Annotated in this window: 26 protein-coding genes; 12 read left to right on the top strand and 14 right to left on the bottom strand. The window is 59.5% G+C overall.

The genetic code is table 11. The features are described from left to right. Window positions 1–390: 390 nt before the first annotated feature. From RQH14_RS17920 to RQH14_RS17910, 3 genes are read right to left on the bottom strand one after another with little or no spacing between them, the layout of a single operon-like run. Window positions 391–1,383 (bottom strand): PD-(D/E)XK motif protein, encoded by a 993-nt coding sequence (locus RQH14_RS17920; RefSeq protein WP_311214490.1) that lies wholly within the window; start codon window positions 1,381–1,383, stop codon window positions 391–393. Continuing rightward, window positions 1,380–3,236: a Z1 domain-containing protein gene (locus tag RQH14_RS17915; RefSeq protein WP_311214489.1), complete on the bottom strand. Its 1,857-nt coding sequence runs from the start codon at window positions 3,234–3,236 to the stop codon at window positions 1,380–1,382. The genes RQH14_RS17920 and RQH14_RS17915 overlap by 4 nt, the downstream gene beginning before the upstream one ends. Before the next feature lie 11 nt (window positions 3,237–3,247). Continuing rightward, window positions 3,248–4,060 (bottom strand): hypothetical protein, encoded by an 813-nt coding sequence (locus tag RQH14_RS17910; protein WP_311214488.1) that lies wholly within the window; start codon window positions 4,058–4,060, stop codon window positions 3,248–3,250. A 475-nt stretch (window positions 4,061–4,535) separates the two neighbouring features. Here RQH14_RS17910 and RQH14_RS17905 point away from each other — a divergent pair, with 475 nt between their 5' ends. The 3 genes from RQH14_RS17905 (at window position 4,536) to RQH14_RS17895 (ending at window position 7,790) form a co-directional block, all read left to right on the top strand. Continuing rightward, window positions 4,536–6,152: an SIR2 family protein gene (locus RQH14_RS17905; protein ID WP_311214487.1), complete on the top strand. Its 1,617-nt coding sequence runs from the start codon at window positions 4,536–4,538 to the stop codon at window positions 6,150–6,152. Then, a complete protein-coding gene (locus RQH14_RS17900; RefSeq protein WP_311214486.1) occupies window positions 6,142–7,023 on the top strand; it encodes an LEM-3-like GIY-YIG domain-containing protein in 882 nt (293 codons plus the stop codon). Before RQH14_RS17905 ends, RQH14_RS17900 begins: the two co-directional genes overlap by 11 nt. 77 nt (window positions 7,024–7,100) lie before the next feature. Then, complete coding sequence (locus RQH14_RS17895; RefSeq protein WP_311214485.1) at window positions 7,101–7,790, top strand: DUF6308 family protein; 690 nt, start codon at window positions 7,101–7,103, stop codon at window positions 7,788–7,790. Window positions 7,791–7,879: 89 nt separating this feature from the next. On the opposite strand, the gene RQH14_RS17890 is transcribed toward RQH14_RS17895, so the two are convergent. After that, entirely contained in the window at window positions 7,880–8,818 is a 939-nt protein-coding gene (locus tag RQH14_RS17890; protein WP_311214484.1) for an EamA family transporter, read from the bottom strand. 87 nt (window positions 8,819–8,905) lie between these two features. Between RQH14_RS17890 and RQH14_RS17885 the strand changes: the two genes are divergently transcribed. Together RQH14_RS17885 and RQH14_RS17880 are read left to right on the top strand one after the other, a co-directional pair. Beyond that, window positions 8,906–9,409 (top strand): MarR family transcriptional regulator, encoded by a 504-nt coding sequence (locus RQH14_RS17885; protein WP_311214483.1) that lies wholly within the window; start codon window positions 8,906–8,908, stop codon window positions 9,407–9,409. A 32-nt stretch (window positions 9,410–9,441) separates the two neighbouring features. Next, window positions 9,442–10,032, top strand: coding sequence for a hypothetical protein (locus tag RQH14_RS17880; RefSeq protein WP_311214482.1), 591 nt, complete (start codon window positions 9,442–9,444; stop codon window positions 10,030–10,032). Between the two features lie 51 nt (window positions 10,033–10,083). Here the strand turns inward: RQH14_RS17880 and RQH14_RS17875 are convergent, their stop codons facing one another. Continuing rightward, entirely contained in the window at window positions 10,084–10,281 is a 198-nt protein-coding gene (locus RQH14_RS17875; RefSeq protein ID WP_311214481.1) for a hypothetical protein, read from the bottom strand. Window positions 10,282–10,449: 168 nt separating this feature from the next. Between RQH14_RS17875 and RQH14_RS17870 the strand changes: the two genes are divergently transcribed. After that, a complete protein-coding gene (locus tag RQH14_RS17870; RefSeq protein ID WP_311214480.1) occupies window positions 10,450–10,578 on the top strand; it encodes a hypothetical protein in 129 nt (42 codons plus the stop codon). A 483-nt stretch (window positions 10,579–11,061) separates the two neighbouring features. Here the strand turns inward: RQH14_RS17870 and RQH14_RS17865 are convergent, their stop codons facing one another. Beyond that, a complete protein-coding gene (locus tag RQH14_RS17865) occupies window positions 11,062–13,959 on the bottom strand; it encodes an NPCBM/NEW2 domain-containing protein (RefSeq protein ID WP_311214479.1) in 2,898 nt (965 codons plus the stop codon). Window positions 13,960–14,242: 283 nt separating this feature from the next. On the opposite strand from RQH14_RS17865, the gene RQH14_RS17860 reads away from it, so the two are divergent. The 5 genes from RQH14_RS17860 (at window position 14,243) to RQH14_RS17845 (ending at window position 17,543) form a co-directional block, all read left to right on the top strand. Next, window positions 14,243–15,115, top strand: a complete 873-nt coding sequence (locus RQH14_RS17860) for a VCBS repeat-containing protein (protein ID WP_311214478.1) — start codon at window positions 14,243–14,245, stop codon at window positions 15,113–15,115. A gap of 107 nt (window positions 15,116–15,222) precedes the next feature. After that, entirely contained in the window at window positions 15,223–15,462 is a 240-nt protein-coding gene (locus RQH14_RS17855; RefSeq protein ID WP_311214477.1) for a PLDc N-terminal domain-containing protein, read from the top strand. Window positions 15,463–15,465: 3 nt separating this feature from the next. Next, window positions 15,466–15,951, top strand: a complete 486-nt coding sequence (locus RQH14_RS17850) for a hypothetical protein (protein ID WP_311214476.1) — start codon at window positions 15,466–15,468, stop codon at window positions 15,949–15,951. After that, window positions 15,948–16,367, top strand: a complete 420-nt coding sequence (locus tag RQH14_RS23160) for a DUF6188 family protein (RefSeq protein ID WP_396136324.1) — start codon at window positions 15,948–15,950, stop codon at window positions 16,365–16,367. The genes RQH14_RS17850 and RQH14_RS23160 overlap by 4 nt, the downstream gene beginning before the upstream one ends. A 105-nt stretch (window positions 16,368–16,472) precedes the next feature. Then, window positions 16,473–17,543 (top strand): hypothetical protein, encoded by a 1,071-nt coding sequence (locus RQH14_RS17845; RefSeq protein ID WP_311214475.1) that lies wholly within the window; start codon window positions 16,473–16,475, stop codon window positions 17,541–17,543. 138 nt (window positions 17,544–17,681) lie between these two features. Here RQH14_RS17845 and RQH14_RS17840 read toward each other — a convergent pair whose 3' ends face one another. The 3 genes from RQH14_RS17840 to RQH14_RS17830 all read right to left on the bottom strand — a co-directional run bounded on the left by RQH14_RS17840 (window position 17,682) and on the right by RQH14_RS17830 (window position 19,809). After that, window positions 17,682–18,935 (bottom strand): NYN domain-containing protein, encoded by a 1,254-nt coding sequence (locus tag RQH14_RS17840; protein ID WP_311214474.1) that lies wholly within the window; start codon window positions 18,933–18,935, stop codon window positions 17,682–17,684. Window positions 18,936–19,063: 128 nt separating this feature from the next. Then, window positions 19,064–19,369, bottom strand: a complete 306-nt coding sequence (locus RQH14_RS17835) for a transcriptional regulator (protein WP_311214473.1) — start codon at window positions 19,367–19,369, stop codon at window positions 19,064–19,066. Next, window positions 19,366–19,809: a hypothetical protein gene (locus tag RQH14_RS17830; RefSeq protein WP_311214472.1), complete on the bottom strand. Its 444-nt coding sequence runs from the start codon at window positions 19,807–19,809 to the stop codon at window positions 19,366–19,368. The genes RQH14_RS17835 and RQH14_RS17830 overlap by 4 nt, the downstream gene beginning before the upstream one ends. Before the next feature lie 179 nt (window positions 19,810–19,988). On the opposite strand from RQH14_RS17830, the gene RQH14_RS17825 reads away from it, so the two are divergent. Continuing rightward, window positions 19,989–21,176 carry a TerC family protein gene (locus tag RQH14_RS17825; protein WP_311214471.1) on the top strand — a complete coding sequence of 396 codons (1,188 nt, stop codon included), beginning with the start codon at window positions 19,989–19,991 and terminating at the stop codon, window positions 21,174–21,176. Between the two features lie 20 nt (window positions 21,177–21,196). Here the strand turns inward: RQH14_RS17825 and RQH14_RS17820 are convergent, their stop codons facing one another. The 5 genes from RQH14_RS17820 to RQH14_RS17800 form a co-directional block, all read right to left on the bottom strand. Continuing rightward, window positions 21,197–21,799 carry a helix-turn-helix domain-containing protein gene (locus RQH14_RS17820; protein WP_311214470.1) on the bottom strand — a complete coding sequence of 201 codons (603 nt, stop codon included), beginning with the start codon at window positions 21,797–21,799 and terminating at the stop codon, window positions 21,197–21,199. Between the two features lie 59 nt (window positions 21,800–21,858). Beyond that, window positions 21,859–22,704: an alpha/beta hydrolase gene (locus RQH14_RS17815; RefSeq protein WP_311214469.1), complete on the bottom strand. Its 846-nt coding sequence runs from the start codon at window positions 22,702–22,704 to the stop codon at window positions 21,859–21,861. 32 nt (window positions 22,705–22,736) lie between these two features. After that, window positions 22,737–23,732: an NADP-dependent oxidoreductase gene (locus tag RQH14_RS17810; protein ID WP_311214468.1), complete on the bottom strand. Its 996-nt coding sequence runs from the start codon at window positions 23,730–23,732 to the stop codon at window positions 22,737–22,739. A gap of 84 nt (window positions 23,733–23,816) precedes the next feature. Continuing rightward, window positions 23,817–24,272 (bottom strand): SRPBCC domain-containing protein, encoded by a 456-nt coding sequence (locus RQH14_RS17805; protein ID WP_311214467.1) that lies wholly within the window; start codon window positions 24,270–24,272, stop codon window positions 23,817–23,819. A gap of 67 nt (window positions 24,273–24,339) precedes the next feature. Then, the gene (locus RQH14_RS17800; RefSeq protein WP_311214466.1) at window positions 24,340–25,332 is read right to left on the bottom strand and encodes an AraC family transcriptional regulator; all 993 of its coding nucleotides are present in this window, start codon (window positions 25,330–25,332) and stop codon (window positions 24,340–24,342) included.

Here is a 25,332-nt window from a genome sequence, read left to right as displayed (position 1 = left end):
AATCGACGAAGTCCCGACGTTCCCCTTGGTTCCCTGCGACATCTGCTCGGACGGGACCGCCCAACCCTCTCGTGCCTAAGTCTGAGATCACTAGGACTCGAATTCGTTTCGAGTGAATTGACTTGCCGAGCGTCGTAGAGCGGCATCGAGGTGGAAGCTCAGCGAAAACTTGTTGGGTCAAGACTGCTGTCTGATTTTCAGACATCTCGTATTCATCAACCGAATAACAAATGTGCCCTCCCTTGTCCGTTCGGGCATCCCAGCTATTCTGAAGTGATTCTCTCAGCACGAGGTCCCATAAACCCAAGGATGTACGTCCAATGGCATTGTCAGCGGACCGTGCGTCCAACCCCCCGTCAGCACCATACTGCTGTCTGTAAAGCGAGAGCTTCACGAGGCCCCCGTGATGACCGGTTCGAGCTTACGCACGTCGAGATCTATGTGCTTGAGCTGGCCCAAGTCGATGGAGTAGGAAATATTGCTCAGACGTTCAATCGTTCCTTCAGGGAACACAGTCTCTGCCGTGATCCGGGGGAAGCAGCTGTCTACCAAGTAGGTCTTGCCTGTAAGCAGGACAAACCTCGTTTCTACGTATGCCAACGAGTCCGCGTCATAGTAGTTCACTCCTCGTAGTGCCATGAGCAGCTCGTTTCGCGAGACCCCCAATTCAATGAGCTGGTCAATTTTTTCGGGTACCGACGTGCCGTTTGGCGATGGTTCGAGTTGAAATGCCCGTAGGTAAAGGTCTCCGGAGTCAGGCCCGGACAGTTGTCGTCCCCCGTGTATGGTTACGACTAAGTTGTTGTGGTTTGTGGTCGCCTTAACTTCCACAGAACTGCCCTTGAAAGCGAAGTCGTGTCGGTTCCCTTCGGGTCCTTTCCAAGCTGAAATCGTCGCGGGTCCATGGACTTCCACCAAGTCACCGAGAAACGTCAGCTCGGCCAGCAGGCCGGCCAGCTGTGCAGGACCGAGCACTGCGCCCCGGTCATCTTCGAACAAATTTCTCCACCGATTAAGCGATCTACTCACGGCATTGGCCGCACGGCCAGGCTCCAGTTCAATGGCATCCAAGATATCGTCCACAAGGAGCCCGAACTGATGGTTCAGGTTCGAAACCAAGCACCTGAGAACGACAAACGGGCGCTGAGAGTCCCCTATAGCGAGATCCAAGTTCTGCAATTTGAGGGACTTGCTCTGCCATGTAACCGGGCCGTCATTTGACTGACCTATTGGGACAAGCACAGTCGGACGCCCCTCGGTATCTACTGCATGGAGAACGTCGCCGTGTGCGGCAACGACGCCGGTTTTCCTAGAATGAAACTTACCGGCATTGGAAATATCTTTAGCTAGGTAGTCATATATGGAACCGGATGTCTCTCTCATCCCTTTACCTTCTCGTCTTCGACGGCCTTAGCCTCATCCAACTCATCGGCTAACCTGAGCTCATCTTCAAGTGACTCGAGATACTCGGCGTCCACGGGCGCCGCAACATAGTCAACTGCAGACTTGGGATTGCGCGATTCTGGAAACATGAAACAGAGGCCTATGACGTGGTCAGCAGCAAACAGGGGTGCCCTGCCGTTCTCGATTCGTTGCAAGGAGTCTCCCTTTCGACCTAGCCCTGATTCTTTGGCAATCGGGTAGACGCAGAGGACGCCGATGCGGTTGGTCTCGCGTAGCTGTCTGTATTGAAGCAGCCGCCGGTCAGAAAGCTGATCGCTTGCTTTCAATCCCAAGGATTGTCGGACAAGGTCAAGACCTACTTCCAAGTCTGCAATTCGGTCGGAGGTCGAAGCGATTGCCTTTAGGTTGGCCGTACCATCACTAGTGGGAATGTACATCTTCTTGCGGCGTAAAAGACGAACTTTTCCACCAAGCCCTAAGTCCAGCTCACCTTCACCAGTCAAGGGTTCCATAATAACAACGTTCCATCGTACTAAATCACCCGCTGCGTGTTCTTGTTGAATGTAGCGTCTTATGGCGTCCTTATCGATCGACTTCGAAGCCTCGTGAATTTTATACGAATCCAGGTAGCTGAGAACATCGGCCGCGGATACATCGGCGAATCCACGTCGTATCCCCGGGAGCTCAGACTCCGCATGCCCTTCGGTGATAAGCCTTTCGAACAGTCGTCTCGTTGCATCAATATTGTTTTGAAGCCATCTGGAGTCGTCTTCCTTAAACATGATCGTTTGGACCCGGCGGCCGGAATAACTTACTTGAGCCTTCGCAGCTGATCGCATTTTGGCGGCCGATGTCACCGACATTTGCGGGTGTGTCCGGATTTTGACCGGCAGTTCGGCTGGAGTTTTACCTTCAACCTCGTACACCGCAATCTCTTCTCGTATCTCCGCCTCCACGATAGACAACATCAAGAACCAGTTTTTGAGCTCAGCGCTCATCCAAATTCGGATGAGGTCCTCGTAGCCGGCTCTGTATCCAAACCAACGACCCATCTGAAGCAGGGTGTCGTACGCCGACGATGCGCGGACAAAGTAGCTGGAGACTAGGCCCTCGAGTGTCAACCCCCGCGACAGAGTGTTGCCACCAATTACGATGGCAGTTTGCGGATGCTTTTTGTCATACTTCAGACGGTCGGTCGATTGATAATTGTCAACTATGACTTTCGTTTCACGTGCGGTTGCTATGAGGTGAGGGAGCATCTCATCGAAGGATATGCGCCTATTCCCGAATGATTCTGCCATCACCCGATCTGTCTCTTCTTCCCAAAGCCTGCGAAAGACCTCTTCTGCACTTGCTTCATTGGCCAGCTCTGAGCGTACTGTGTCCAGAAAGTCAACTACGGCCTCGGCAGTTTTCTCGTGTGCGGCCGCCAACATCGATGTGTGTATCAGCATCGAGGAATGCGCGACATTGCCTGCACGCAATCGTCGGGCGGTTGTGGCCAGGAGGAACCAGCGGATTGCGGAGTCCATTGCTTGAGGAATATCCGGAGTCCACTCCTCCAACAAACTCTTGTTGCGTGGCGGTCGAACCGAATCAACCTCATCCTCATCCATCATTCTGACAACGTCGAGACCATCATCAACTACATTATCGATGTCAACATTATTCATCTGTCCAAAAATTCGCTCCGCACCAAAATAGCCTGCTGGTCGCGGTAAATCAACAATGAAGTCCCTAGGGTATAAGTCCTGTTCAACACGCGGGTCGATAAGCAGGTTCGCAAATGGCGTTGCAGTATATGCAATATATGCAGCCTTCGGATTTGACAAAAGATCGCGAATTAGACCATTAATTGTTGATTGTCGCGACGTTCCAACATCAATGGATGCTTGATCTGCCTCATCGTCAATGATGAGAATTGGACAATTTTGAAGTGTTGTCGCAGAAGCCGTCTTGATCCATCTATGCAACCTGCGTAGACGTGCGGGGTTTTTTTCACGACGGCGATTGAACGGAGTGACTGGGAATTTAGAATTGCGTCAGCGGTTGTCGTTGCACTGAAATCTGCATCAACTGACGTAAGTGGATGTAAAATCGGCGTGCACGGGCTTATTAAATATTCGTCAATTCTATCCTGCGTCTGAGTGCGCAGGTTCTCTGTCGTTCCAGTCAGCACGATAATGAGTCGATAACCAACATCAGCAGCCTTCGCCACCACAGACATGAAGTTCGTTGTTTTGCCACTCTGCACATAGCCCAGAACGAGTCCACGGGTTCTGATTGATTCCTTGCCCGGAGGACTCCCTAATCCAATGACCTTTGAGGATGCTGCGTCCACGCCAGCAACTGCGGCCTCCGGAAGTTCCTCTAGCAATCTTGCCTTCAGGGTAGGCCAGACGACGTCTTCACGACGAGGACCTGAGTACCAGAATCCCCTCTTCCGCTCAATCTCAGCCAAGATCCCAGGGTCTGGAATCTCTCTGATGAGGTTCAATCTTTTTTCATAGCGGAGTCGTGCTTCATGTACAAGACCCTCCGGGGCATAGGCCAGAGCAGTCTGGGCTCCCTGCAGTGTCATCCCTCCGGCCACCAACGCAGCAAGCGTGTCGGCCATCGTGTCGACGTCTTTATCTGAGTACTGCTGCGCCCCCATTTGATCCCCATATTCGGTAGGTCATTGTGCCTGTAAATTGTGTAATCCGATGCTATCGCCAGCTGCTGACAGAGTCACAATGTCTCATCTTTTGCATCACTTTGTGGCTACTTGGGCGTCAGGGCTGCCGAGTGGGAAGCGGCCGCATGCGGCGTTTACAACGGGGCCGCTGGCTGGGCGCGGCAAAGGCCAATCCCGGACATACTGAGCACTACGATCAGTCCATGCTAGTTAGCCGCTTAGGGAATGAACTTTGTTGGAGCCACGCTTGAACACGGTGTTCTGCTTCCCGCCGCAGGGAATCTACGGCCGAACGTGCTAGTCGTGCTCGGAACCCGAAGTTTTGATTCGGATGACGGGTCTGGCGCCCTTCACAATGCCACATTCCAAGGCAGTCGTGAGGGCGTCCTGGACGCCCTCGGTTGAGACCACCCCTCGCCCACTTCACTCTTTTGCTTTTGGAGGTTACTCCCCTATGACCACGCCCCATGTTTTCGTCACGATGGCGGACATCCTAAACTTCGAATGCGATGCTTGGCTCCTTCCTACGGATTCCTTTCTAAGCATTGGACGGCATTGGCTCGGCGCCCACGAAAACCTTCAACGCCTTGCGGCGGAGTCATGTGGAGACGACTTCCGAGCGGGCCGACTCTTCGCCCAAGCCATAAAGGACTGGGATCAAACATCGCCGCTCCCGGTACTCACGGCGGTCCCCAACAACATGGCTTGGGGACCACAGGTCGTAGCCGAACGACTGGAAGCATTCGTCAAAGCCGCAACAGACGCTCTTCGAGAGCCGTCTTCGCACAGACCATACCTTCTGCTGGCAATGCCGTTTTTTGGTACTGCTGGTGGTGGCGCCGGTCAACATCTTGGCGCGGCGCTGAGAGATATTCTCGATTGCGCTTCAGACCTGCGCGAGCGCTATTCAGTGGACATCGTTCTGCTTCTTCAAGATCGGGCCGCTTTCTCTCTCGCCCAAAAACTTCGCCGTGAAGCGCATGCCGCGGGGCGCGGATGGACACCATTGAATCCGAAGCTTCAGGGCAAGGCCGTTGCCCTAGGCGGCAAAGCGAAAGCCGGCCACCTTGTGCCCTTCTTGGGGGCCGGCGTAAGCGTCAGTGCGGGTGCTCCTACGTGGGGACAACTTCTGGAGCGCCTACGCGATGGCATCGACCTCAAGGACGCCTCGAACGTCGACTTTGACAGGCTTGGGCCTCTGGACCACGCCAGCGTCCTCGAGCAGATGTACATCGATCAGCACGGTTCCCGGGCGGATTTCGAAAAGGCGGTTGCCACCGTCGTCGATCTACCTCGTTATGGACTGGCGCCGGCTCTCTTGGCAACACTGCCGTCCGCTGGCGCCATCACACTTAATTACGATCGCCTCTTCGAGATGGCGTGCGGGGACGCCCAACAACCGCGAACTGTACTACCGGAGAATGTCCCGAGCGTCGGCGGCGAGTGGCTGTTGAAGCTCCATGGCTCAGTCAGCAAGCCGGACACAATCGTGCTAACCCGGGACGACTATCTCGGCTTTAACAGCAGTCGCGCGGCCTTGTCCGCCCTGGTGAAAGCACATCTGCTGACCCATCACTTGCTGTTCGTCGGCTTTGGCCTTGCTGATGACCATTTCCACGAGATCGTTCACGACGTGCGAAGGGCCCTGCCGAGCCACAGCCCGGAAAGGCAGCAGATGGGCACGGTTCTTAGCCTGTTTGAGGAGCCGCACCAACGACTGGTTTGGTCCGGCAAGCTCGACATCCTCCCTATGGCCGGATCGTTCCCCGACGGGACGACAAGCAAGGACGAACGGGACGCAGCCATTCAAGAGGCCGGCCGCGACATGGAAATCTTCCTGGACATGACAGCTGCATACGCCGCCGACGACCACTCGTATCTGCTTGCTCCCGCCTATACACAAGGCCTCAGCGCGGACGAGGTTGAACTGCGTCAGCATCTGTTGGCACTTGCAAGGCAGCAACAAACGCCGGCCACCGCGGAAGTATGGGGTGTCATCAGCAAGACGCTCACTAATTTGGGATTCGACCCCGATGCGGTCTACACAGACAGGGCAGATCATGAAAATTGACCCGAAGATCTTGGAACAGGTAGCCGAGCACTTGGGCAACTACGTGTACATGCTCCTGGACCCAAGAACGTCAGTACCCTTCTACGTGGGCAAAGGTTCGCGGACTCGCGTGGCCGACCATGGGCTCGAAGCCGAAGCATTGTCCTCGTCCGAGGACGAAACAGCAGTTGAGCATTCTCGCAAAATCCGAGCCATCCAGGACATTCGTGCGGCAGGATTCGAGCCAGGCATCTGGATACTGCGACATGGCATGGGCTCGGAGTACACGCAAGTGGAGGCAGCGGCCATAGACCTCTTATCGACATTCTTGTTCCGGCCGGCACCAGACTTGCACCCGCTGGCCAACCTCGACCAGTTGACCAATGAGCGGCGCGAATCCTCGAAGGGCCATGGAATAGAAACGTTGGCGAATATAGTGGCGGAATTCGGTGCTCCTCAGCTTGCTCCTCAAACTCCTCCCCTTCTTCTTATTACGCTAAAGCCGTGGGTAGATCTGGAGGAACCTCTACCTGATGGCGGAACGCGCGCTGGCTATGGTTTCCGAACTGAATGGCTGAGCGCCTCCGATAAGTCGCTAATCGCGGCTGAACTCGGTAACTCGGTAAGAGCATGGTGGCGTATCGATCCGAAAGCCGTGGAGAGACTGAGGGTCAAACACGTGGTGGCCGTCCACCGCGGAGTTACTCGAGGCCTATTTCAAATCCGACCGGGCAGTTGGGAGTTGGACGCCGAAACGGGTCGCCGTGGGTTCAGCGTGGACCCTGTTCTGAGCGGACCGTTGCACGACCAGGTCGTGGGTAGGTACGGCTATCGGACGCCTCCAAAAAAGCGTGGCGACATCAGCGCCTTTACCTACTGGCCCAAGCAGTAGGAAAGCTGAACAGCGCAACCACGGAGCCTTTCTGCGGCCCGCAAACCTTGCAAACAACGTAAACTAAGGATTCGACCATGGCCTTGCCGAAAATTCTCTCACCTGCGCGCGTGGACGAGGCTGCTGCTCTCGTCAGCGAGTATTACACGAAGCTCTACCGCCACGGAGCCCCTCAGACCGGCAGTCGCTTCGACGACTGGGCCGGAGGAGGCGACCGGGTTGAGGTGGCAAATGCCATCTCGGCAGATGATCTCCTCGCCGTTTCTTTCCTATCGGTGCAAGTACCACCTCCCGCGATAATCGGGCTCCTTGAAACACGTGGAGCGGAGGTTGCGAGGCTGCTCGAAGAGATTCCGACCGACTTGGATCTGGCAGCTGTTACGGCCGACGAGTACGAAACCGTCCTTGGTGCTCTGAGTCCTGCCAACATACTCTGGCGTTTGCTGCGGGGCACAGACACGTACCGGTGGGGCATCGGGCCCACTACGGCGAGCAAGATAATGGCCCGGAAGCGCCCTCGCCTCGTCCCTATCTACGATTCTGTGGTGGGGCCGCTGATGGGTCTGAACAACAATGACACTCAATGGCGGACTTGGCACACTGCTCTGAGCGATGGAGGCGGGCTCCCTGAGAGGCTGACGGCAATACGGAAAAAATCCGGAATTGACCTGCAAATTTCTCAACTGCGCACCATGGACGTCGTCCTCTGGATGCACGGCAAGAAGCTAGGCATGAACGTTCAGGACGATGCGGACGTCAGTTCATAGGAGAGCTGCGCAGATCCTCATGCTGTTCTGACTTGTCCCCAGCACGACGCCACCACCTGCTTTTTGCAGTCGAGCATCTGCTCCGGCAATCACCCCAGCGTCCCCGCCTTTTGCCGGAGACTTGGGCCAGCAGCCCCCGGCCGCTGCACCAAAAACACCGCCCCCAGCACCAGCACCGCACCCACCCACTGCCACCCCGACAACGACTCCCCTAAGAACACAAACCCCAGCACCGTAGCCACAAGCGGGCTCAGGAATCCCAGGAACGACACCACCATCGTCGGCAGCCGCTGGATACCCCAGAACCACACCGCGTAGGCCGTGAGCGCACCGATGACGCTGAGATAAGCGAAGCCTGCCAGGTTAGGCAGCGAAACCGACCCCGGCAGCCCTTCAACCACCAGCGTCACGGGCAGCAGCATGACCCCACCCATCGCTAGCTGCAGGCCGGTAAACCCAAGCAGCCCCACGCCGTCGGGCCTTCCCCAACGTTTGGTGAGGACTATGCCGGCTGCCATGCTCAGCGCCGCCGCCATCCCGGCGAGCACACCCACAAAAGTCAGCGTCGCGTTGGATCGAAGCACTAGCAAGCCGACACCCGCGGCTCCCACCGCGCAGGCAATGATGTGCGCCATGCGGATCCTCTCCCCCAGCAACAGCACGCCAAGAAAAAGCACAAACAAAGGCTGGATGGACATGACCAGCGCTGCGAGCCCACCCGGCAGTTGGTACGCGGTGAAGAACAGCAAAAAGAAGAACAGCCCGATGTTGAGCGCACCCAGCGCCGCGGCTTTGAACCACCAACTCCCCCGCGGCCACGTTCGGGTGACCAACATGAGCACGATCCCAGCTGGCAGGGCACGCACGGTTGCAGCCAGGAGCGGTCGGTCGGCGGGAAGGAACTCAGTGGTCACCAAGTAGGTGGAACCCCAGACCATTGGGGCAAGGGCGGTGATAAAGAGGTCGCGAGGGGATGCCTTGGGCGACGCAACTCCCGCCTTGCTGGCAACCGCTGCAGATGAACTCATCTTTCACTTCCATACATTTCGATGTCGAACTATTTGATGTAAGACAATGTAGGTGATGTACTGTTTGAGGTCAAGCATTGGAGGACGATGGACCGCGACGCAGTGGACATGATTCTTGAGCAGTGGAACACGGAGCGACCCGACGTCGACGTCAGCTCCATGGGCGTTCTGGGCCGGCTCAACAGGGCGAGTCGCCTCGCCTCACTGGACGTGCAGAAATTCATGAACCAGTTCGGGCTGGAGCCCTGGGAGTTCGACGTCCTGGCGACACTGCGCAGGTCGGCTGCCGAGGCGCCGTTGACGCCGGGCCGACTAGCCAGCCTCACCATGATCGGTTCGGCGGCCATGACTAACCGGGTGGATCGACTGGTATCGCGCGGTCTGGTTCATCGCGAGACCAACCCCGAGAACCGCCGGCAACTCCTCATCAGCCTCACGCCCGAGGGACTCGCCTTGGTGGATGACGTGGTGGAGCACCACGTCGAGAACCAGCAAAAGATGCTAGAAGGCTTATCCAAGACCGAACGGACACAGCTGGCGAATCTCCTGCGCAAGTTCCTACTGACAAACGACGACGGCGAACCCTCCTAAGCGGCTAGCGTCACCCATGCGAGGATGAGGCGGTGGACACTTCCTCTGAGCAGCTGGCGATCGCAATCGGAAAAGCGCTGGGCGGCGGACAGGCAAGCGCCTACACCGGCACCTCGTATTTCCAAAGCGGCAACTATCAGATGAGTTATGCCGTCTCGGTGCACCCGAGGGCTTTCATGTGGACCGCGAAGGAACTGCCGGACGGACGCACCCGAACTTTCGACCCCCGAAGACTGATCATCCAGACCGACGGCGTCGATGATCCTTACGGCCTTTCCATTGACCGCATCCCGTTTTCTTTTCCTGAGGCTGTCCAACTCTCGTTCCCGCTCTCCCTACCCATATGGGGCCGGCAACTGGACGACTACCACCCGGTCGGTTGTGAAGTGAACGGCTCGGACACGACGCTCCTGCTGAGGCACCGCGTTGACCCGACAATCTTTGGGTCCTTCACCTTTGATACAGAAAGCGGAATCGCGAAAACCCTGGTCACACCCACGACGGCAATGAAACTGGAGCGCGAGCTACCACCGGAGAACGGAAAATACGACTTCGGCTTCGTGGCCGGCTCGGGTGACCCCGACTTGCAGAATCGCCTTCGCCCCGACCAAAACACCCCTTAACAAAGCGATGGCCCGCGGACGTCTGTCCACAGGCCATCATCAACTTCCCGGTCACTCGAGCTCGCCCGGCTCCTGGCTGGACTCCTTGCGCCTGCTCCGCCGCAACACATAAAGGCCGTAGCAACCAAACCCCAGCATGAGAACCGCAGCGCCCACCCGCCACCAGACGAACGGCTGCCAGGTCGCGAAAATGACGGCCATAACGAAGAACATCACCACTTGCAGCGGATGCGGAACCTTGCTCATCATTCCCTCTTTCGATCGGGCGCCGCGTGGTCGGCAGGTACATTCATGACGAAGGCGGTCTGAACCGGGCCTCGCACTCAGGCGAGGTCCGATCCCTTTGAGCTCACGAAGCGCCCGTGTCTGCTTAGCCAGTGGAACATGCCAACGGTTCCCGCGACGCTGAGTATGGAAATGACAACGAAACTCCATTCGCCTCCCCTGAAAATTGATGCCGCACTCATCGCCGCCACGCACCCCACGCCCAAAGCGGCCGCACGTGCCGACCCCACCCCAAGTGGAACCCATCGCCAACGCCGGTAGTACTTGGTGGCAGCGATGAGGAGACACATAAGGAGGAGGCCAACAAAGTACACGAGCGGTGCAGGGACCAGACCCACGGATGATATGCCCGCGCCGAAAATCAAGGACAGACATAGAGAGAACCGTTTAGCCCTACACATTGGCCATTTTCACCAGATGCTTGCGCTGGAAGGCCACGAAATGTCTGTTTGCCTGCTCCGACGTCATGCTTCCTCCTAGTGAAGAACGGTCTTTGTTGACCCGCACATTGTGCGCCCGCCATGTGCCGACTAGGTGGCGAAATACTCCTGACTAGGTGTTGTCAGAGCGAAACTAGGTGCCTAAACACCCAAAAATGAGTGGCCGATAGCCGCGTCTAGGGGTTCGCGAGGGAGCCGGGATGGCCTCTTCCGGGCACCGCCTTCATTGGCACCCCACGATGAAACAAAATGTGGGACCCGCCCCCAGCGGATCCCACACTCGGCCTTCAACCAACCAAGGAGACTACCTCAAGCCCGGCGGCACATTACCCACAGCAATACCCATAATGTTCAGCCCATCATTAACCAGCGCGCTCCCCTGCGGCAAGGTCACGCTGGACACCTCAAACGCCGGTGGAATGTCGATCTTCGTGGCAAAGATACGTGCCGGCTCATCCACCCGCACTACCGTTGACGGCCCACCGATGTAAGCCTGCGTGTGCCGTTGGTGATAGGCCGAGGAAGCCACAACCACCGAAGTCTCCGTAGCAACCCCGGAGAGCCAGTTCGGCAGCGAAATTGTCACGGTCCTGCGCTGCCCATTTGTGAAGTGAACTGTCGCAACCCCGGAGGACACGTTGCCGGTGGAGAACCCCGTCACCAACAGTGTCCGTCCGCGTCCTGACAGAGCCACTTCCTGACCAGCTGCTTTCAACGTATCCGGCGTCCCCACAGCCGTCGGATGCCACACGGACGAGACGCCAAATGCCGAATACGGTTTTCCGCTCACCAACCCGGCGGCCGCCAACGCCTCTTCCGAGAATGTCCGGCGATCGGAAGTAACGGCTCCATTCCGTGGATTAGCCGCATTTGCCACGGAGGTTTGATTCACCAATGAACCAAAAGGCAAAGGAGCAACAGCAACGCCAGACCCCTGGTGGGCCCCGATGTTCGGTGCTCCAACGGAACCGGCACCAGAGGTGGGGTTACCGAAGAAGTCCCTGCCGCCGTCGTCGGCCACAGCAACACCGGCACCGACGAGCGGCGACCCGGAAGCAAGCCGGTACCCGGGAACGTCCAGCGTGGTCTGCCCACTGCCTCCGGCCACCAACAGCGGATCGCCCAGCACCGACCCCGTCTCTCCCGAGGGCGGGACAATGCCGCCAAAGTACGCGTTGTTCGCATACACAGCAGCAGCGGACTTAAGAACGCCGCCCGGTGCCACAAACAGGTTGTTCCGCACCTCGCGTGGGCCGGTCATGTCATCCAAAAACACACGGGAAGGGCAGTAGAAGGTGTTGTTGTAGATGTAATGCTTGCCGGTACCGCTGCTGCTGCCGCCCAGACGGCAGTCGTCCTGTGCCACGTTGTAGCGCAGGACCACGTTCGCGGCGGTTGCGCCGCCGCCGCAGTTGGACACACAGTTGAGGTAGAAGCCGCCGGCGTTCCCGTAGGAGTAGTTGTACTGGAAGAGGCAGGTTCCCACGATTTTCATGTCGCAGTCCCAGGCGGTCGAGTCGTAGGTCGAGGTGCTGCTGTTACCCACCACGTTGAACTGGAACACCGGGTTCTTGGAGTTGTACGGCCACATGCCGGCAAAGTTGCCGCCCTCATATGGATGGGCGCCCTGGCCAAGGTTGAGCCCGCTGTTGTACTCAATCAGCGGCGCGTCCGAGTTATGGATCACGATCGCGTCGCCGCCCACGTCGTGGATCTTGTTGCGCGCAACGTAGACCTTGGTGTTGTAGCGCTCCGTGGTGTCCGGGGCGGAGATTTTCACGCCACCGCCGGCGGCGTCGTTGACCTCGTTGTCGGTGATGGTGATGCCGTCCACCGACCCTTTGCCCCACGTACGCACCACGATGCCGGCCGACTGGGCGAAGCCAGCGCCGTTCGTGGCCTTGTTCCGCCACCCGGCCACGTCCTCCACGTGGTTTCCCGTGACCACAATTCCGGCAGTTTGTGCCGTTCCGCTGTTCTCAAACAGGATCCCAACCCTGCGGACCGGAGTGTCCGAAGGATTCACGACATGCAGGCCACTGACGGTCCAGTGACTGACATTCGTGATCTGGATGGCCGCTACAGCACCACCACCGTTGATGGTGGGCTTCGCACCGTCACCGTAGCTGGAGAGCGTGATGGGATGGTTGGCTACACCCGTGCCTACCGGGGTCAGCGCACCAACGCAGTTGGTGCCTGCACGGAAAAGGATCGACTCACCGGCGTTGAATGCGCCGTGGCCGTTGACCTGCGCTATTGAGTTGAAGGGGCTGACCTGGCTGCCGTCGCCCGCACCAACGGCGGAGCAATCCACGTAGAATTTCTCATCGCTGATCTCAACAATGAGCACGCCGATTTTGCCCGTGCTGACCACATCAAAGGGTCCCGTCCCGGTGGCGACCAGTTCCGTCGCCCCGCCTGCGGCTCCGGCCGGCACCACAAAGGTGATGGTGGCCGCCCCGGTGGCGTCAGCAACGGCGTCGGCCACCTTTTCGCCGCGAAGGTTCAGGCTGACGGGGCTGAGCGGCTTAAGGTCACGCACGACGACGGTAGCCGGCGTTCCGGGGACCAGCCCGTTGAGATTGGTCCCGGCTGAGCCCTCGACCCGCAGCGGTGCTGCTATGAACGCGTCCGAGCAGTTGATTTTGGCATCAGCCCAGTCGGCGTGATCGTTGCCGTTCCCCTCCGGGCCGGTCTCCACTTTGAGCTGCAGCGTGCTGCCGCCCTGCAGGTTCACGTTGACGGGCAGGGCTCCGCCCGTCCCCTTCCGCTCTCCTGCGAAGCGCTCGATGCCATCAACCACCACCTTGAAGTCCACTCGACCGCGGTCACCCTGAGTGTCGTCCACACCAACTTGGGCGAGGAACTGCCGGCATTGCCCGCCGAGGTTGTACGTAATGGACGACGCCGCGTGGGTACCAATGCCCTTCGGGTACACAGTGCCCCCGATGGTCAACGGCCGGCGATTCGCATCGCCCGCCGCTTGGCCACCGTTGCTCATGTCCAGTTCCGCCGGTCCCCAACCGTTGGTCATACTCGACCACGGAACGTCGCTGGCATAGACGACGCCGGTGGGTGGCGGGGGTAGTTCTGCTGCGGCTGCGCTTGGGCTGGCGGCGATTCCGGTTGCCAGCACTGCTGCCGTTAGGGCGGTTGATGCGGTTATTGCTGCCAGACGTCTGGCTATGGGTTGTGGGTGCAAGTGGGGCTCCTCATTGAGTGGGTTTCCTCAAGGAGTTTCTTGCGGGGTGTGCGTTTGTGGCAACGAAATGCACAGGTATGAACATGCGGACTGCAACGTTACCCAGCGATCGGTAACGGACCGGCCGAACCTCCCACCCCTAACAAAAGCTATCCAACAGGACTATGCTCCGGTGAATCGTTTGATGACCGCGTTGCTACTGGGGGTAACAGTGATGTTCCAATCAAGGTCGACCAAGAATTCCTGCCATAAAACACCCAACAATCGAAGGCGCCCACTTTTCGTGGGGACAACTCTGGCCGCCGTCGCGGCCCTGCTCTTCGGCGCAACTGCCCTTCCAGCACAGGCAGGCCAGCCGGGCATACGCGCATCAAGCGTCCCAACAAATAACTGGGACCGCGTCGACATCAACACCAGTTACTTTGACGACGTCCTGGCCCGCGACACCGCCGGTGATCTATGGGTGTACCCCGGCGACGGCAAGGGCGGTTGGAAGAAGCCGCCCTTCAAGATGGGCGAGGGCTGGAACGTAATGACGGCCATAGTCGGGGCCGGAAAATTCCAAAGCGAGTTTAACGACGACATTCTCGCCCGGGACATCAACGGCGATCTCTGGCTCTACCCGGGAACGGGCGCCGGGTACCTCAAACCACGAACCAAGGTTGGCGTCGGCTGGAACGCCATGACCGCCATCATGGGTCCTGGCGACTTCGACGGCGACTACTGTGCGGACGTCATCGCCCGAGACGTTGAAGGCCGGCTCTGGTTGTACCCCGGCGATCACGCCGGCGGCTGGAAACCCCGGAGCCAAATCGGCGTCGGCTGGAACGTGATGACAGCCCTGATCGGCCGCGGTGACTTCAACGAGGACGGCAAACGGGACGTCATGGCCCGCGACACCGGCGGACGGCTGTGGCTCTACCCCGGCGACGGCAAGGGCGGGTGGCTGCCCCGCACGCAGGTAGGCGAAGGCTGGAACGCCATGACGGCCATCATCGCCACCGGCAGATTCGACGGCAACTACCCAGGTTACTCACAGATCATCGCCCGTGATGCCAACGGAGACCTCTGGCTCTACCCCGGCGTCGGCAGTCGTCACCTCGAACCCAGGAAGAAGATCGGGGAAGGCTGGAACGTCATGACTGCGCTGATCTGACCCAACCGAAACGCCACTAAACGGCAGGCACCAAGGCGGGCCCCGGCGTCGTACGTCCGCAGCGTGAGTGCTACTTTGGACGGAAGCTGCTGGTTCAGGGGGATGACATGGAAGCGTGGGAATGGGTCTTGGCGTCGCTGGCGGGACTGTCCGCGGTGTTCGTCATGGGAGCGAACATTTGGGCGATCTTCGATGTCCTACGGCAGGAGCGTCTCGATCAAATTGCCCGGATCATGTGGGTGCTGCTGTTCTTCGTGGTGCCGCTGTTCGGCGTTGTCGTGTGGCTTTACGCGAAGCCGCGCCTGTCTGGTTTGAGTAGTGGCTTGCGCTTGCGGAAGACGTTCTAGACGTTGGGCTCAGCTACTCTCGCCCTGATTGCCGCACGAGCTTCGTGGATTATCCGGCAGGATGCGACAACAGCAGCCATCGCGGCCGCGACGAATGCGCTGGTCGAAGGGCACGACGGCCAGGCACTTCGCGAGCTTGCCAGCGCTTCGCTTCACATCAACGTGTTCGAGCTTGGGGTCCTCATCGACGATGCTCTCAAGGAGCTTGACGTGGCGACGGGTGACATGACACAAGACGATGCCCAGCTTGTGGCGGCTTACCATTACGCCAGCCGAGCCATCGAGGGAACCATCCCTGTACGGGAACTCGCGTCGTGGGCACACCGGGTTGTCGGTCACGAAGGACACCTCATCGCGCAAGAGTTGGTTGAACTAGATGACGCATATGATGCCTACGACGGGTGGGGTGGGGAACCCGACGCCAGGCAGGTGGTCATTCGTTTTATGGACGCAGCGGAACCGGAGATTCAGAAGTGGATGCGACCATGAGCGGCAAGCCAATGAAGCCCTCACATGTGCTTTGGACATGGCCAACGACATCCGGACCGGACGACGTTGTCCGTTGCATGGTCGACTATGCCTTCAGCATCCACACGGAGGGCGGCATTGTCCTCAGGGTCGAGAATGAGTTCATTTACAAGTCAGCTTCCGGCCTAAGTCAGCGCCTTAATCCCGCCGGAGACCCTTCCCAGCTGGGGCCTGCACTCTCGATCGCACGCTCCTCAGTCACGGCGGGGTTCGCTGACGACCGCGGAAACCTACATGTCGACTTCGCCGACGGTAGCACCGTTGAGGTTTCGCCAGATGAACAGTACGAAGCCTGGACGCTCAATGGGCCAGAGGGATTGCTCTTGGTTTCTTGCCCCGGCGGCGGTCTCACAACTTGGGGTTTGGACACACAGTAACCTCATTGAAAGCATGTTCAAGCGTCAGGCAAGCTGCCGGCAGCCAAGGCGGGTTCCGGCGTCGTGATTCAGCGTGCCAGGGTTATCAGCTGCAAGGATGAGAATATGGAGCCGGACATCGAGCAATTGCTAAGTGGGCCTCGTGGCCGTCGCCTCTGCCTTGAACTCGCGATGGAAATGGACCAGGACGTCCGGATCGCCGTCTTCCACCTCGGATACAACCTGGATCCTGGCGCTGGAAGGTCACGAAGGATGTTGACCATGAATCCCTCCGGCGAGGCGCCGCCTCCACTACCGGAGTCGACCATGGGTGAGCTCGCGGGCATGATCACGTCCCTGGACCTCAAAGGTGTCACTGACGAGCTGGTTCAACACGCCCTACAGCGCGCAGTTGACACCGCCAGATACTGGCAGGAGCCCGAAGGGGAGGACTTCCTCGCCGCCACCCAGGAAATCACAGAGTCCCTGGCGCATATCGCCAAGAGCCTGGAAGGAAAACCCGCAACGCAGTGGTGGGACCAGAAGGCACAACCCGCGCAGTGGGCCATCGACTGGCGCTCAGCGGACGATCCCACGCAGCTCCCCCGAAACCCGCAGCACACCCTGTTCGAGTGGGCACGAAAGGAACGTGCCGAGGAAATCCGCGCGGCCAAGGAACGGCCGCAAGACCCTCACGCCAACTTCAGTGGCGAATGGTGGTCGATCCCTCACGGGCTGATTCACACTGTGGCACGGATCCCCGACGGGCTCAGCCTGGTTGAAGATTCCCTCGGGTGGGAGGAAGCCACGGTTATCCCCGTCGCCGGAACAGGCAGGATTTTGGAGATCACCACAGAAGAAGACTGGATTAACCTGTGCCGGGCGTTCCCGTTGGAAGTCACAGCATCCCGTCGTCACGATTGGTTCCGCACCACCGGCCGCCATGGCCGCTGGGTCATCCCCGACTGGGAGCAAGCGGCCAGCACGTGGGATGCCGTTCACCTCACTGTCGCCGGCTACCTCAGCGCTGCCGGCCGTGCCCTACAAACAGACGAAGACACCGCAACCGTCATCGCGGGGTGGGATCCTGGCAGCACCTTCTGGCTCACGGACGTGGCCCGCGAAACGGAGGGCCCACGGCAGTTCTGGCACCAGCCGCACAACGAGGACCAGTGGGAATTGGTCCCCGGAAACTGAACCCGCCCGCTCAGGCGGGGCCGTAAAAGAGCTTTCCGAAGAACCACCACGTATGGGGCACAATCAGGGTTTTGGGCGGACCAATGTACGAAGCACCGAACGCAGATTGGGCTCGCATCTTCGGGACATCAGCGCAGCCTAAGGTTTAGGGGCAACCGGGATCAGGCCTCCGCTGGTCCACGCCGTGAGCTTCTCGACCTCTTTGCTATCCAGTTGCAGACCCGCAACACGGCACATGCCTTCGACGTGCCCTACCCACGCGCTAGCCAGCTCAGCTTCAGTCAGTGCGTCTGAGAGATTGACCTTGGCGTAAATAAGTCCCTGAATAAGGTAGTTGACCGCAGACCGTGCCACGGGAATGTCTGCCGCCAAGCATTCGTCGCGGACCATTTTTGCCAGCTCGTTGCGATTGGTGGTCTCCTTCAACTTGCTGGCCAAGGAGACCAAAACCTGCCTGTACTGAGGTGCCGACAGCGCGGGGATGTCCGTGACTCGTGCAATCTGCTTCTCGAATGCTTCTGTAGATTCTGGCTCTGAAGGGAGGTCGGCCTGCGAGAAGCGCTTCGAGTCCCACACCCAGCCAGGAGACGGCACAGGCGCGAACTCAATCCGATCGTCGACCCGAGCTACCCAGGCGCCAAACTTACCGTGTCCGTCCCAATCAGTGGACAACGATGAGTTAGCGCTCAGTGCGCGTTGGGCCACCACGGCAGACTTGATGGGCCCGGCCGCAGTCGTGACCAAGTCACGCACAGCAGCTGCAGCCGTCGAGAGGCCCGAGGACTTCTTGGCCGCAGTATCCGTTTTCTTCGACTGGGCAGTGGAGGGAGCGACTGCTGCTGCCGAAGTGTCGGTTCCACTCAACAGGGCCAGGAAATCATGCGACTGGATGATGGTGTCCGCCATTTGCCGATAAGCGGCGGCAACGGGTCCGGCAACAATGACGGTGGTTCGCCGATCAGCGGCCCGGAACCGCTGGACCAAAGAAGTGAAGTCAGCGTCGTCCGAAGCTATGAAGAACTCTTCGACGTGGGCAGCCCCGGCCAGCACATCCACCGCGTCCAGGACCAGGTTGATGTCGGTGCTGCTCTTGCCCTGCTGTGTGAGCGACGGACAGTCGATGACCTTGAAGCCCGCACGAGTCCAGAACGTCCGGTATTTGGCATAGACAGTTGGATTCAGATAGCAGTTCCTGATGAGGAATCTGACGTTCTTTCCACCTGATTCGTCGGCTTCCGTAATGGCGTCCAGCCATTGCCCTGGATCCGTTGCAAAGCGCTCAGCAGCACCGGGGTCCAAGGCTTTAAGACCTATGTATACGTTGTCGAAGTCAACGAATATTGCAGCTCTAACCCGTGGGTTCGTACCGCCGGCAACAGGGGATGATGTCATTGCCCCAGTATGGCGGCTGTCGATCCGGATGCTGGGCAATGGCACGTCCCAAGCATGAGCGGACGCGCATGCCCCGCCGTTGGCACTCAACCCGGCGGGCCGCCGTCGTGCACTAACGCCTCAAACCCTCAGCCGCCCGCAATGTCCCGCAGCGTTTGCAAGTGCGCCGCCCAAACTTCACGCCCCGCGGCCGTCAGGTTGGCGGAAGTCCTCGGAAACTTCCCGGCGAAGCTTTTCTTGATCTTCACGAACTCGGCCTTCTCCAAAATCGAAAGCTGCTTGCTCAATACAGAGTCGCTGACCTGTATGGCGTCACGCAGGTCCTTGAAGTCCAACGACTCCGCCTTTGCCAGTGCAGCCATGATGGAGAAACGGACCGGAGAGTGCACTACCTCGTTGAGCTGGTGGCGCGGGTGTTCCGCCGGCGTGCTCATGCGCGCAGCTCGCGGAAGGCGGCGGCCAGGCCAATGGCAGCCAAGGCGATAGCGGCCGGGATGTAGAAGCACAGGTTTCCGTCGCGGAAGAAGTATGCACCAACCACTAGGGCCACGACGTACAGCGCGAAGTACCCGAGCAGGGACGTCAGGAAGCGCTTGGTGAAACCGGCTTTGGTGGACCGCTGGAACATGGGCCAGATGCACGCGGTGATGGCACCCCAGGCACCCACGGAGCAGGCCAACAAAGGGGCTCCGTAGCCAGTTACAAGCACGATGTGCATCCCGATCATGAGCAGTGAACCCATGATGGCGAGGCTGGTAAACGTGACGGCCACGGGCCAAGCCGCTGCGTTGATGGATGTAGCACCCACTGAGTCGGCTTTCGCAAGGAGTTCGCGTGCTTCAGCTGCTGACATGTTGCCGGTGGTCTCGTTCATGGTTCCCCCAAAGTTGTGCGGATCAATAAGCCCACTCTAGGAAAGTACTTTCCATATTGTCAAGTACTTTCCCATGACGTTCTAGTTAGCGCCCGCCCCACCACTCCCGGTAAATTTAGACAAAGAGTTTGACCCTCGGTGAGCAACACCACTCGCGCGCCTCACGAAAGCAGGATCATATGACAGTCTCTCCCCTCATCTGGGGCATCACCATCGTCGTCATTCTGGCGCTTCTGGCCTTCGACTACTTCTTCCACATCCGCAAGGCACACGTCCCCTCGCTCAAGGAAGCGGCCATCTGGTCCTCCATTTATGTGGGACTCGCGATAGTTTTCGGCATCCTCGTCCTGATCTTCGGCGGCGGCCAAATGGGGTCCGAGTACTTCGCCGGCTACATCACGGAGAAGGCCCTCTCGGTCGACAACCTGTTCGTGTTCCTGATCATCATGGCGAGCTTCAGGGTGCCTCGTGAGGATCAGCAGAAGGTCCTGCTCTTCGGCATCGTGTTCTCGCTGATCGCCCGCACCGGCTTCATTTTCCTGGGCGCGGCGCTGATCAACTCGTTCGCGTGGGTCTTCTACATCTTCGGCCTCATCCTGCTGCTCACGGCAGGCAACCTGCTCAAGCCCGGCGACCACGGGGACGGCCAAGCCAACAACTTCATCATCCGGCTCGCCAAAAAGCTCTTCCACACTACGGATAAGTACGACGGCGACAAGCTCTTCACTATCGTGAATGGCAAGCGTGCCCTGACTCCCATGCTCCTGGTAATGGTGGCCATCGGCGGCACGGACATCCTGTTCGCGCTTGACTCCATCCCTGCAATCTTCGGCCTCACGCAAAACGTCTTCATCGTCTTCACCGCCACGGCGTTCTCACTGATGGGCCTGCGCCAGCTCTACTTCCTGATCGACGGCCTGCTGGACCGCCTCATCTACCTCTCCTACGGCCTGGCAGCCATCCTCGCGTTCATCGGCGTCAAGCTAATCCTCCACGCCCTGCACGAGAATAACCTGCCGTTCATCAACGACGGCGAGCACGTCAACGTCATCGAGATCACCACCGGCCTCTCCTTGAGCGTGATCATCGGTGTCCTGATCGTCACCGTGGTGCTCTCACTGATCAGCCCAGCGGGCAAGGCCCAGACGGCCATCAACAACGCCCGCCGCCACGCCGTCGACTACCTGGACCTCGACTACACCGCGGACGCCAACGAGCGCGAACGCATCTACCGTGCGCTGACCGCCGAGGAAGCGCAGATAGTCCAGATGCCACTCAAGTATCGGAACAAGGCCAAGGACGTGGACAAGATCCGCGAGCAAGTGACCGAAGCCCACCGCCAGCACGAGGCCTTCCTCAACCGCTAAGGACCGCCAAAGCTAAGAAGTCAGGCGCCCAGGAGCACGCTGATCTGATCCCGGATCTCGTCGCCAACCTGGGCGTCTGTCAGTTCTTTGGTGGCCGAGGACGTCATGCTGATGAACATGATCGCGGAGATGATCCGTGCCAGCTTGGCGGGGTCACGGGCAAGCAGTTGCTCGTCGCGGCCCACGAGGTCGGCAATGGCTTCTTCCGTGCGCATGGTCAGAGACAGCGCTTCTGCGTGGTGCGGCTCGGCGGGATCCCCGAAGACGATTTCCTTCAGGTAGGTGCGGCCGTTCTCGATCTGGACGCGGTTGCATTCGATGATGGGCCGGATGATGGCCATCACCGCATCAACCACCTCAGTTTCAGCGGCTGCTGCGTCTACTCCCTTGGTCAGCGCTTGGGCGTACTTGACGTTGTGCACCAGCAGAAGCAGCTCCGCCTTGGTCTTGGCGTACAGGAACAAGGTTCCCGAACCGACGTCGGCCTTTTCAGCTACTTGCTGGGTGGTGACCTCATCCACTCCGTACTGGGTGAAAAGCTCACGGGCTGCCGCCGTGATGCGGTCAAGCTTCTCCTGCTTATTCCGCTCACGTCGGCCAAGGGTCTGGGGCGCAGGCTGCATTTAGCTACCGTATCAGCGGGCTGAGGTTTCAGCGGGCCGAAGCATCGGCGGGCGCCACATCAGCGGCCCAGGAATTCGAGGGCTACAGGGACAAACCTGTCATGGAACTGGAAGATGCCACCGTGCCCGGAGTCGGGGTAGATGACCAGTTCGCTGCCCGGAATCCGGCGGTGCATATCGTTCGAAAGCACCGAGGGCACCATGCGGTCGTTGTCACCGTTGGCGATCAGCGTCGGCTGGGTGATGACACCCAAATCGGCCGACGGCGACAATCCCCACCGGCGGATGGCTTTCAGTTGCGTCTGGAATGCGCCGAGCTTGAAAGGTGCCTCGCGGTTGGTGGTGCGTTCCTTGAGGCGATTGATGAAGGCCCGGGCAGCAGGCTTACCGTCCGCGTTCCTGTTGAAGAACAGGAACTCCTTGGGGTCCTGCCGGGTCAGGGTGGCCCGGAGGATGTCGTAGTAGGTGATTCCGATGATGTTCTGGATGCCTTCGCCCCCTGCAGGGCCCGTGCCGGCGAGCACCAGTTTGCGAACAAGCCCCGGGTGCTTGAGGATCAGCGCCTGGGCGATCATGCCGCCGAGGGAGAATCCGAAGAGCTCCACCTGCGGATAGCCAAGGGCTTGGATGAAGGCAGCGGCGTCGTCGGCCATGCTTTCGATGCTGTCCGGAACGCTTCCAGTGGACGCACCCACTCCGCGGTTGCTGAAGGTAATGACGTGGTGCTTCGCGGCGATGGGATCAATGATGCGCGGATCCCAGTTGTCCATGGTCCCGGCGAGGTGGATCAGGAAGACCACTGGAACCCCGCCCTTGGGCCCCATCTCCCGGTACGCGTACGTGACGCCGCCGGTCGTCACTGTCTTCGCTGGAACCTGCAGATATGACTGTTGTTCACTGCTCATGATGTTTGTCCTGTCGGGGTGTTGGTTTGGGGTTAGAGATGACTGACGACGGTCTTACCGCGGACGCCGCCCTTTTCCAGGGCAGCCAGGACATCGGCCGTCTGATCGAACGGCACTACGCGTCCCAGTACCGGCTTGATCTCACCAGCGTCGATAAGTGCCGCAATTTCCCTCAGCTGGCCGCCGTCGGCGCGCATGAAGAGGAATTCGTAGGTGACACCCAGGCGGCGGGCCTTGCGGCGGATGCCCGAGCTCAGCAGCGTCATCGCACCCAGCAGCACAGGGTTTCCACCCAGCTGACGGGCGAAGCCGGCATCCGGCGGTCCCGCAATGCCGATAGCCTTGCCGCCTTTCTTCAAGACCTTCAGGGACCGCTCCAGGTTCTCGCCGCCAAGGCTGTCCAGGACGAGGTCGTAGTCATGGAGGATCTCCACGAAGTCCTCGGTACGGTAGTCAATGACCACGTCGGCGCCGAGCTCACGGGCAAAGTCCTTGTTTCCTGCGCTGACCGTGGTGGCCACGGTGGCGCCCAGGTACTTGGCGAGCTGGATGGCGATGGAGCCCACTCCCCCGGCGCCAGCATGGATGAAGACCTTCTGGCCGGGGCCAACGTTGCCGCGCTCCACCAGCGCCTGCCACGCGGTCAAAGCCACCAGCGGAAGCGAACCCGCTTCCTCCATGCTGATGGTGGCCGGCTTGATGGCCAGATCTTCCTCGGCGACGGCAATGCGCTCCGCGAACGTGCCGATGCTGTCTTTGCCGGGGCGCGCAAAGACCTCGTCGCCGGGCGTGAAGGACCGCACCTTCGGCCCCACCTTCAGGACAACACCGGCCACATCATGGCCAAGAACCTGCGGCAGCTTGTACGGGAGGATCTGCTTGAACTCGCCCAACCGGATCTTCTCGTCCAGCTGGTTCAGGCCGGCTGCGTGAACCTCAACCAGCACATCGTGGTCCCCGAGCATGGGCTCCGGGACGTCGACCTGCTGCAGGGGTTCCTTGTACTGGTTGAGGACGAAGGCTTTCATGGGGGTTCTCCAATGATCGATTAACTGACTTAACTCAATTATGAGTTCACTCAGTTATTTAGTCAAGGGCCCCGGTCCCTTCAGTCAGTCAGTGTTCTCGGCGGCAGCCTTCAGGTCGGCGGCAAACTGTTCAAAGCTGGCGTCGAACGACGGGATCTTATTGGCAAATAGCGGGAATATCGGCCCGCCGATGCGCTCGTTCATCTCGAACAGGGTCCCCCCGCCATTGGTTTCGGTGAGCGTATAGACGCGGGTTCCCATCGCATCACCCCAGGCCAGCCGGCTGGAGGGCTCGAATTCCTTGACCTTGAGCTTAAACGTGCGGTTGGGATCCAGCGTGGAGACCAGCTGAATGGTTGATCCGGGTTTGATCTCGCCCTCCATCGAAACGATCGTGGAGTTCCACCGCGGATAGTCCGATGCCGTGGTCAGCAACTTCCACACGGTGGCTAGGCTGGCGTTGACGGTGGTGGACACCTGTGTGGTGCGGCTGAACGCCTTGCTGACGGTAGTGGCGATTCCATCGGGACTGGGTGACATGGTGTTCCGCTTTCTCCGAAGTGCACGGTTATTGGCCGCCTCTTTCAGATGCTACATTTCGCGACACTCACCGGCGGCGGTCCCCGGTAGATGATTTACCCGCGCCTTCCATTCGACTGCTTGCCGCTTGTGCGGACCGCCGGTAGCCGCTCGGACTGACGCCGTATTCCCGCGAAAACGCGGCACTGAACGTGAACGCATTGCTGTAGCCAACCTCCTCCGCGATGATTGCCGTAGTCGCATTGCTGGAGGCCAAGCTGTCGGCAGCCAGCGCCAGTCGCCAGGCGCTGAGATACGCCATAGGTGACTGCCCGACGGCGGCACGGAAGCGGGCGGCCATGGTGGCCCTGGAGACGTGGCATCTGAGCGCGAGCCCGGCCACGGTCCACGGCACCGCCGGCTCCTGGTGCAGGAGTTCGAGAGCCTGGGCAACGACGGGTTCCCGGGACGCGTTTGCCCACGTTCCCTGAAGTGCGTCTCCCCGGTCCACGCAGGCACGCACCAAATTCAGCAGGAGAAGATCCAGGAGCCTGTCCAGCGCGCTTTCCTGTCCCGGCCGTTGATGCGTGAGTTCGCGTTCCAACATCCCCAACAGGCCGCCGTCGAGGTCTTCCTCCCCGAAGACCGCCAGCCTGGGCAACGCTGACGTGACCAACTGGCCCACGGCCGCCGGCGACTGGTATGTGCCGATCAGCAGGACTGTCTCGCCGACGGCGCTGTTGCCCCACGTCAGCACACCCCGGGAAAACGTGAGCTCCAACTTTTCGCCGCTGGGGGTGTGGCAGGACTGGTCGGCATCGATGACCACCGTGGCTTCCCTGCCGGGAGCATCAGCCACGATATAGGGTTCCGGCCCACGGACTGTCGCCGCCTGACCCTGCAGGATGAGTTGAGGTTCAGCACCGTCCGCAGAGATCCATGCTTCCCCGCTCACCACGACGATCACCGTCAGGGCGGCCTGGTCCTGGACGTCAATGGCGAAGGGCGGATCCATCACCACGCGGAGGGCGAATGCCGCCTGCGCCCGAGGACCCGTGAGGAACTGCGAGAGTGGGTCCAT

The sequence above is a fragment of the Arthrobacter sp. WCS2018Hpa-7 genome (genome assembly GCF_031843805.1).
In the GTDB taxonomy this organism is placed as follows: Bacteria; Actinomycetota; Actinomycetes; order Actinomycetales; family Micrococcaceae; genus Arthrobacter.
This window is presented reverse-complemented; position numbering and strand designations above follow the sequence as displayed.

Excerpts from the sequence above, each read along its gene's own strand:
- RQH14_RS17920 (WP_311214490.1), bottom strand. The coding sequence starts at position 1,383 with ATGAGAGAGACATCCGGTTCCATATATGACTACCTAGCTAAAGATATT.
- RQH14_RS17910 (WP_311214488.1), bottom strand. The coding sequence starts at position 4,060 with ATGGGGGCGCAGCAGTACTCAGATAAAGACGTCGACACGATGGCCGAC.
- RQH14_RS17905 (WP_311214487.1), top strand. The coding sequence starts at position 4,536 with ATGACCACGCCCCATGTTTTCGTCACGATGGCGGACATCCTAAACTTC.
- RQH14_RS17900 (WP_311214486.1), top strand. The coding sequence starts at position 6,142 with ATGAAAATTGACCCGAAGATCTTGGAACAGGTAGCCGAGCACTTGGGC.
- RQH14_RS17895 (WP_311214485.1), top strand. The coding sequence starts at position 7,101 with ATGGCCTTGCCGAAAATTCTCTCACCTGCGCGCGTGGACGAGGCTGCT.
- RQH14_RS17890 (WP_311214484.1), bottom strand. The coding sequence starts at position 8,818 with ATGAGTTCATCTGCAGCGGTTGCCAGCAAGGCGGGAGTTGCGTCGCCC.
- RQH14_RS17885 (WP_311214483.1), top strand. The coding sequence starts at position 8,906 with ATGGACCGCGACGCAGTGGACATGATTCTTGAGCAGTGGAACACGGAG.
- RQH14_RS17875 (WP_311214481.1), bottom strand. The coding sequence starts at position 10,281 with ATGATGAGCAAGGTTCCGCATCCGCTGCAAGTGGTGATGTTCTTCGTT.
- RQH14_RS17870 (WP_311214480.1), top strand. The coding sequence starts at position 10,450 with ATGACAACGAAACTCCATTCGCCTCCCCTGAAAATTGATGCCGCACTC.
- RQH14_RS17855 (WP_311214477.1), top strand. The coding sequence starts at position 15,223 with ATGGAAGCGTGGGAATGGGTCTTGGCGTCGCTGGCGGGACTGTCCGCG.
- RQH14_RS23160 (WP_396136324.1), top strand. The coding sequence starts at position 15,948 with ATGAGCGGCAAGCCAATGAAGCCCTCACATGTGCTTTGGACATGGCCA.
- RQH14_RS17845 (WP_311214475.1), top strand. The coding sequence starts at position 16,473 with ATGGAGCCGGACATCGAGCAATTGCTAAGTGGGCCTCGTGGCCGTCGC.
- RQH14_RS17840 (WP_311214474.1), bottom strand. The coding sequence starts at position 18,935 with ATGACATCATCCCCTGTTGCCGGCGGTACGAACCCACGGGTTAGAGCT.
- RQH14_RS17835 (WP_311214473.1), bottom strand. The coding sequence starts at position 19,369 with ATGAGCACGCCGGCGGAACACCCGCGCCACCAGCTCAACGAGGTAGTG.
- RQH14_RS17830 (WP_311214472.1), bottom strand. The coding sequence starts at position 19,809 with ATGAACGAGACCACCGGCAACATGTCAGCAGCTGAAGCACGCGAACTC.
- RQH14_RS17825 (WP_311214471.1), top strand. The coding sequence starts at position 19,989 with ATGACAGTCTCTCCCCTCATCTGGGGCATCACCATCGTCGTCATTCTG.
- RQH14_RS17820 (WP_311214470.1), bottom strand. The coding sequence starts at position 21,799 with ATGCAGCCTGCGCCCCAGACCCTTGGCCGACGTGAGCGGAATAAGCAG.
- RQH14_RS17815 (WP_311214469.1), bottom strand. The coding sequence starts at position 22,704 with ATGAGCAGTGAACAACAGTCATATCTGCAGGTTCCAGCGAAGACAGTG.
- RQH14_RS17810 (WP_311214468.1), bottom strand. The coding sequence starts at position 23,732 with ATGAAAGCCTTCGTCCTCAACCAGTACAAGGAACCCCTGCAGCAGGTC.
- RQH14_RS17805 (WP_311214467.1), bottom strand. The coding sequence starts at position 24,272 with ATGTCACCCAGTCCCGATGGAATCGCCACTACCGTCAGCAAGGCGTTC.
- RQH14_RS17800 (WP_311214466.1), bottom strand. The coding sequence starts at position 25,332 with ATGGACCCACTCTCGCAGTTCCTCACGGGTCCTCGGGCGCAGGCGGCA.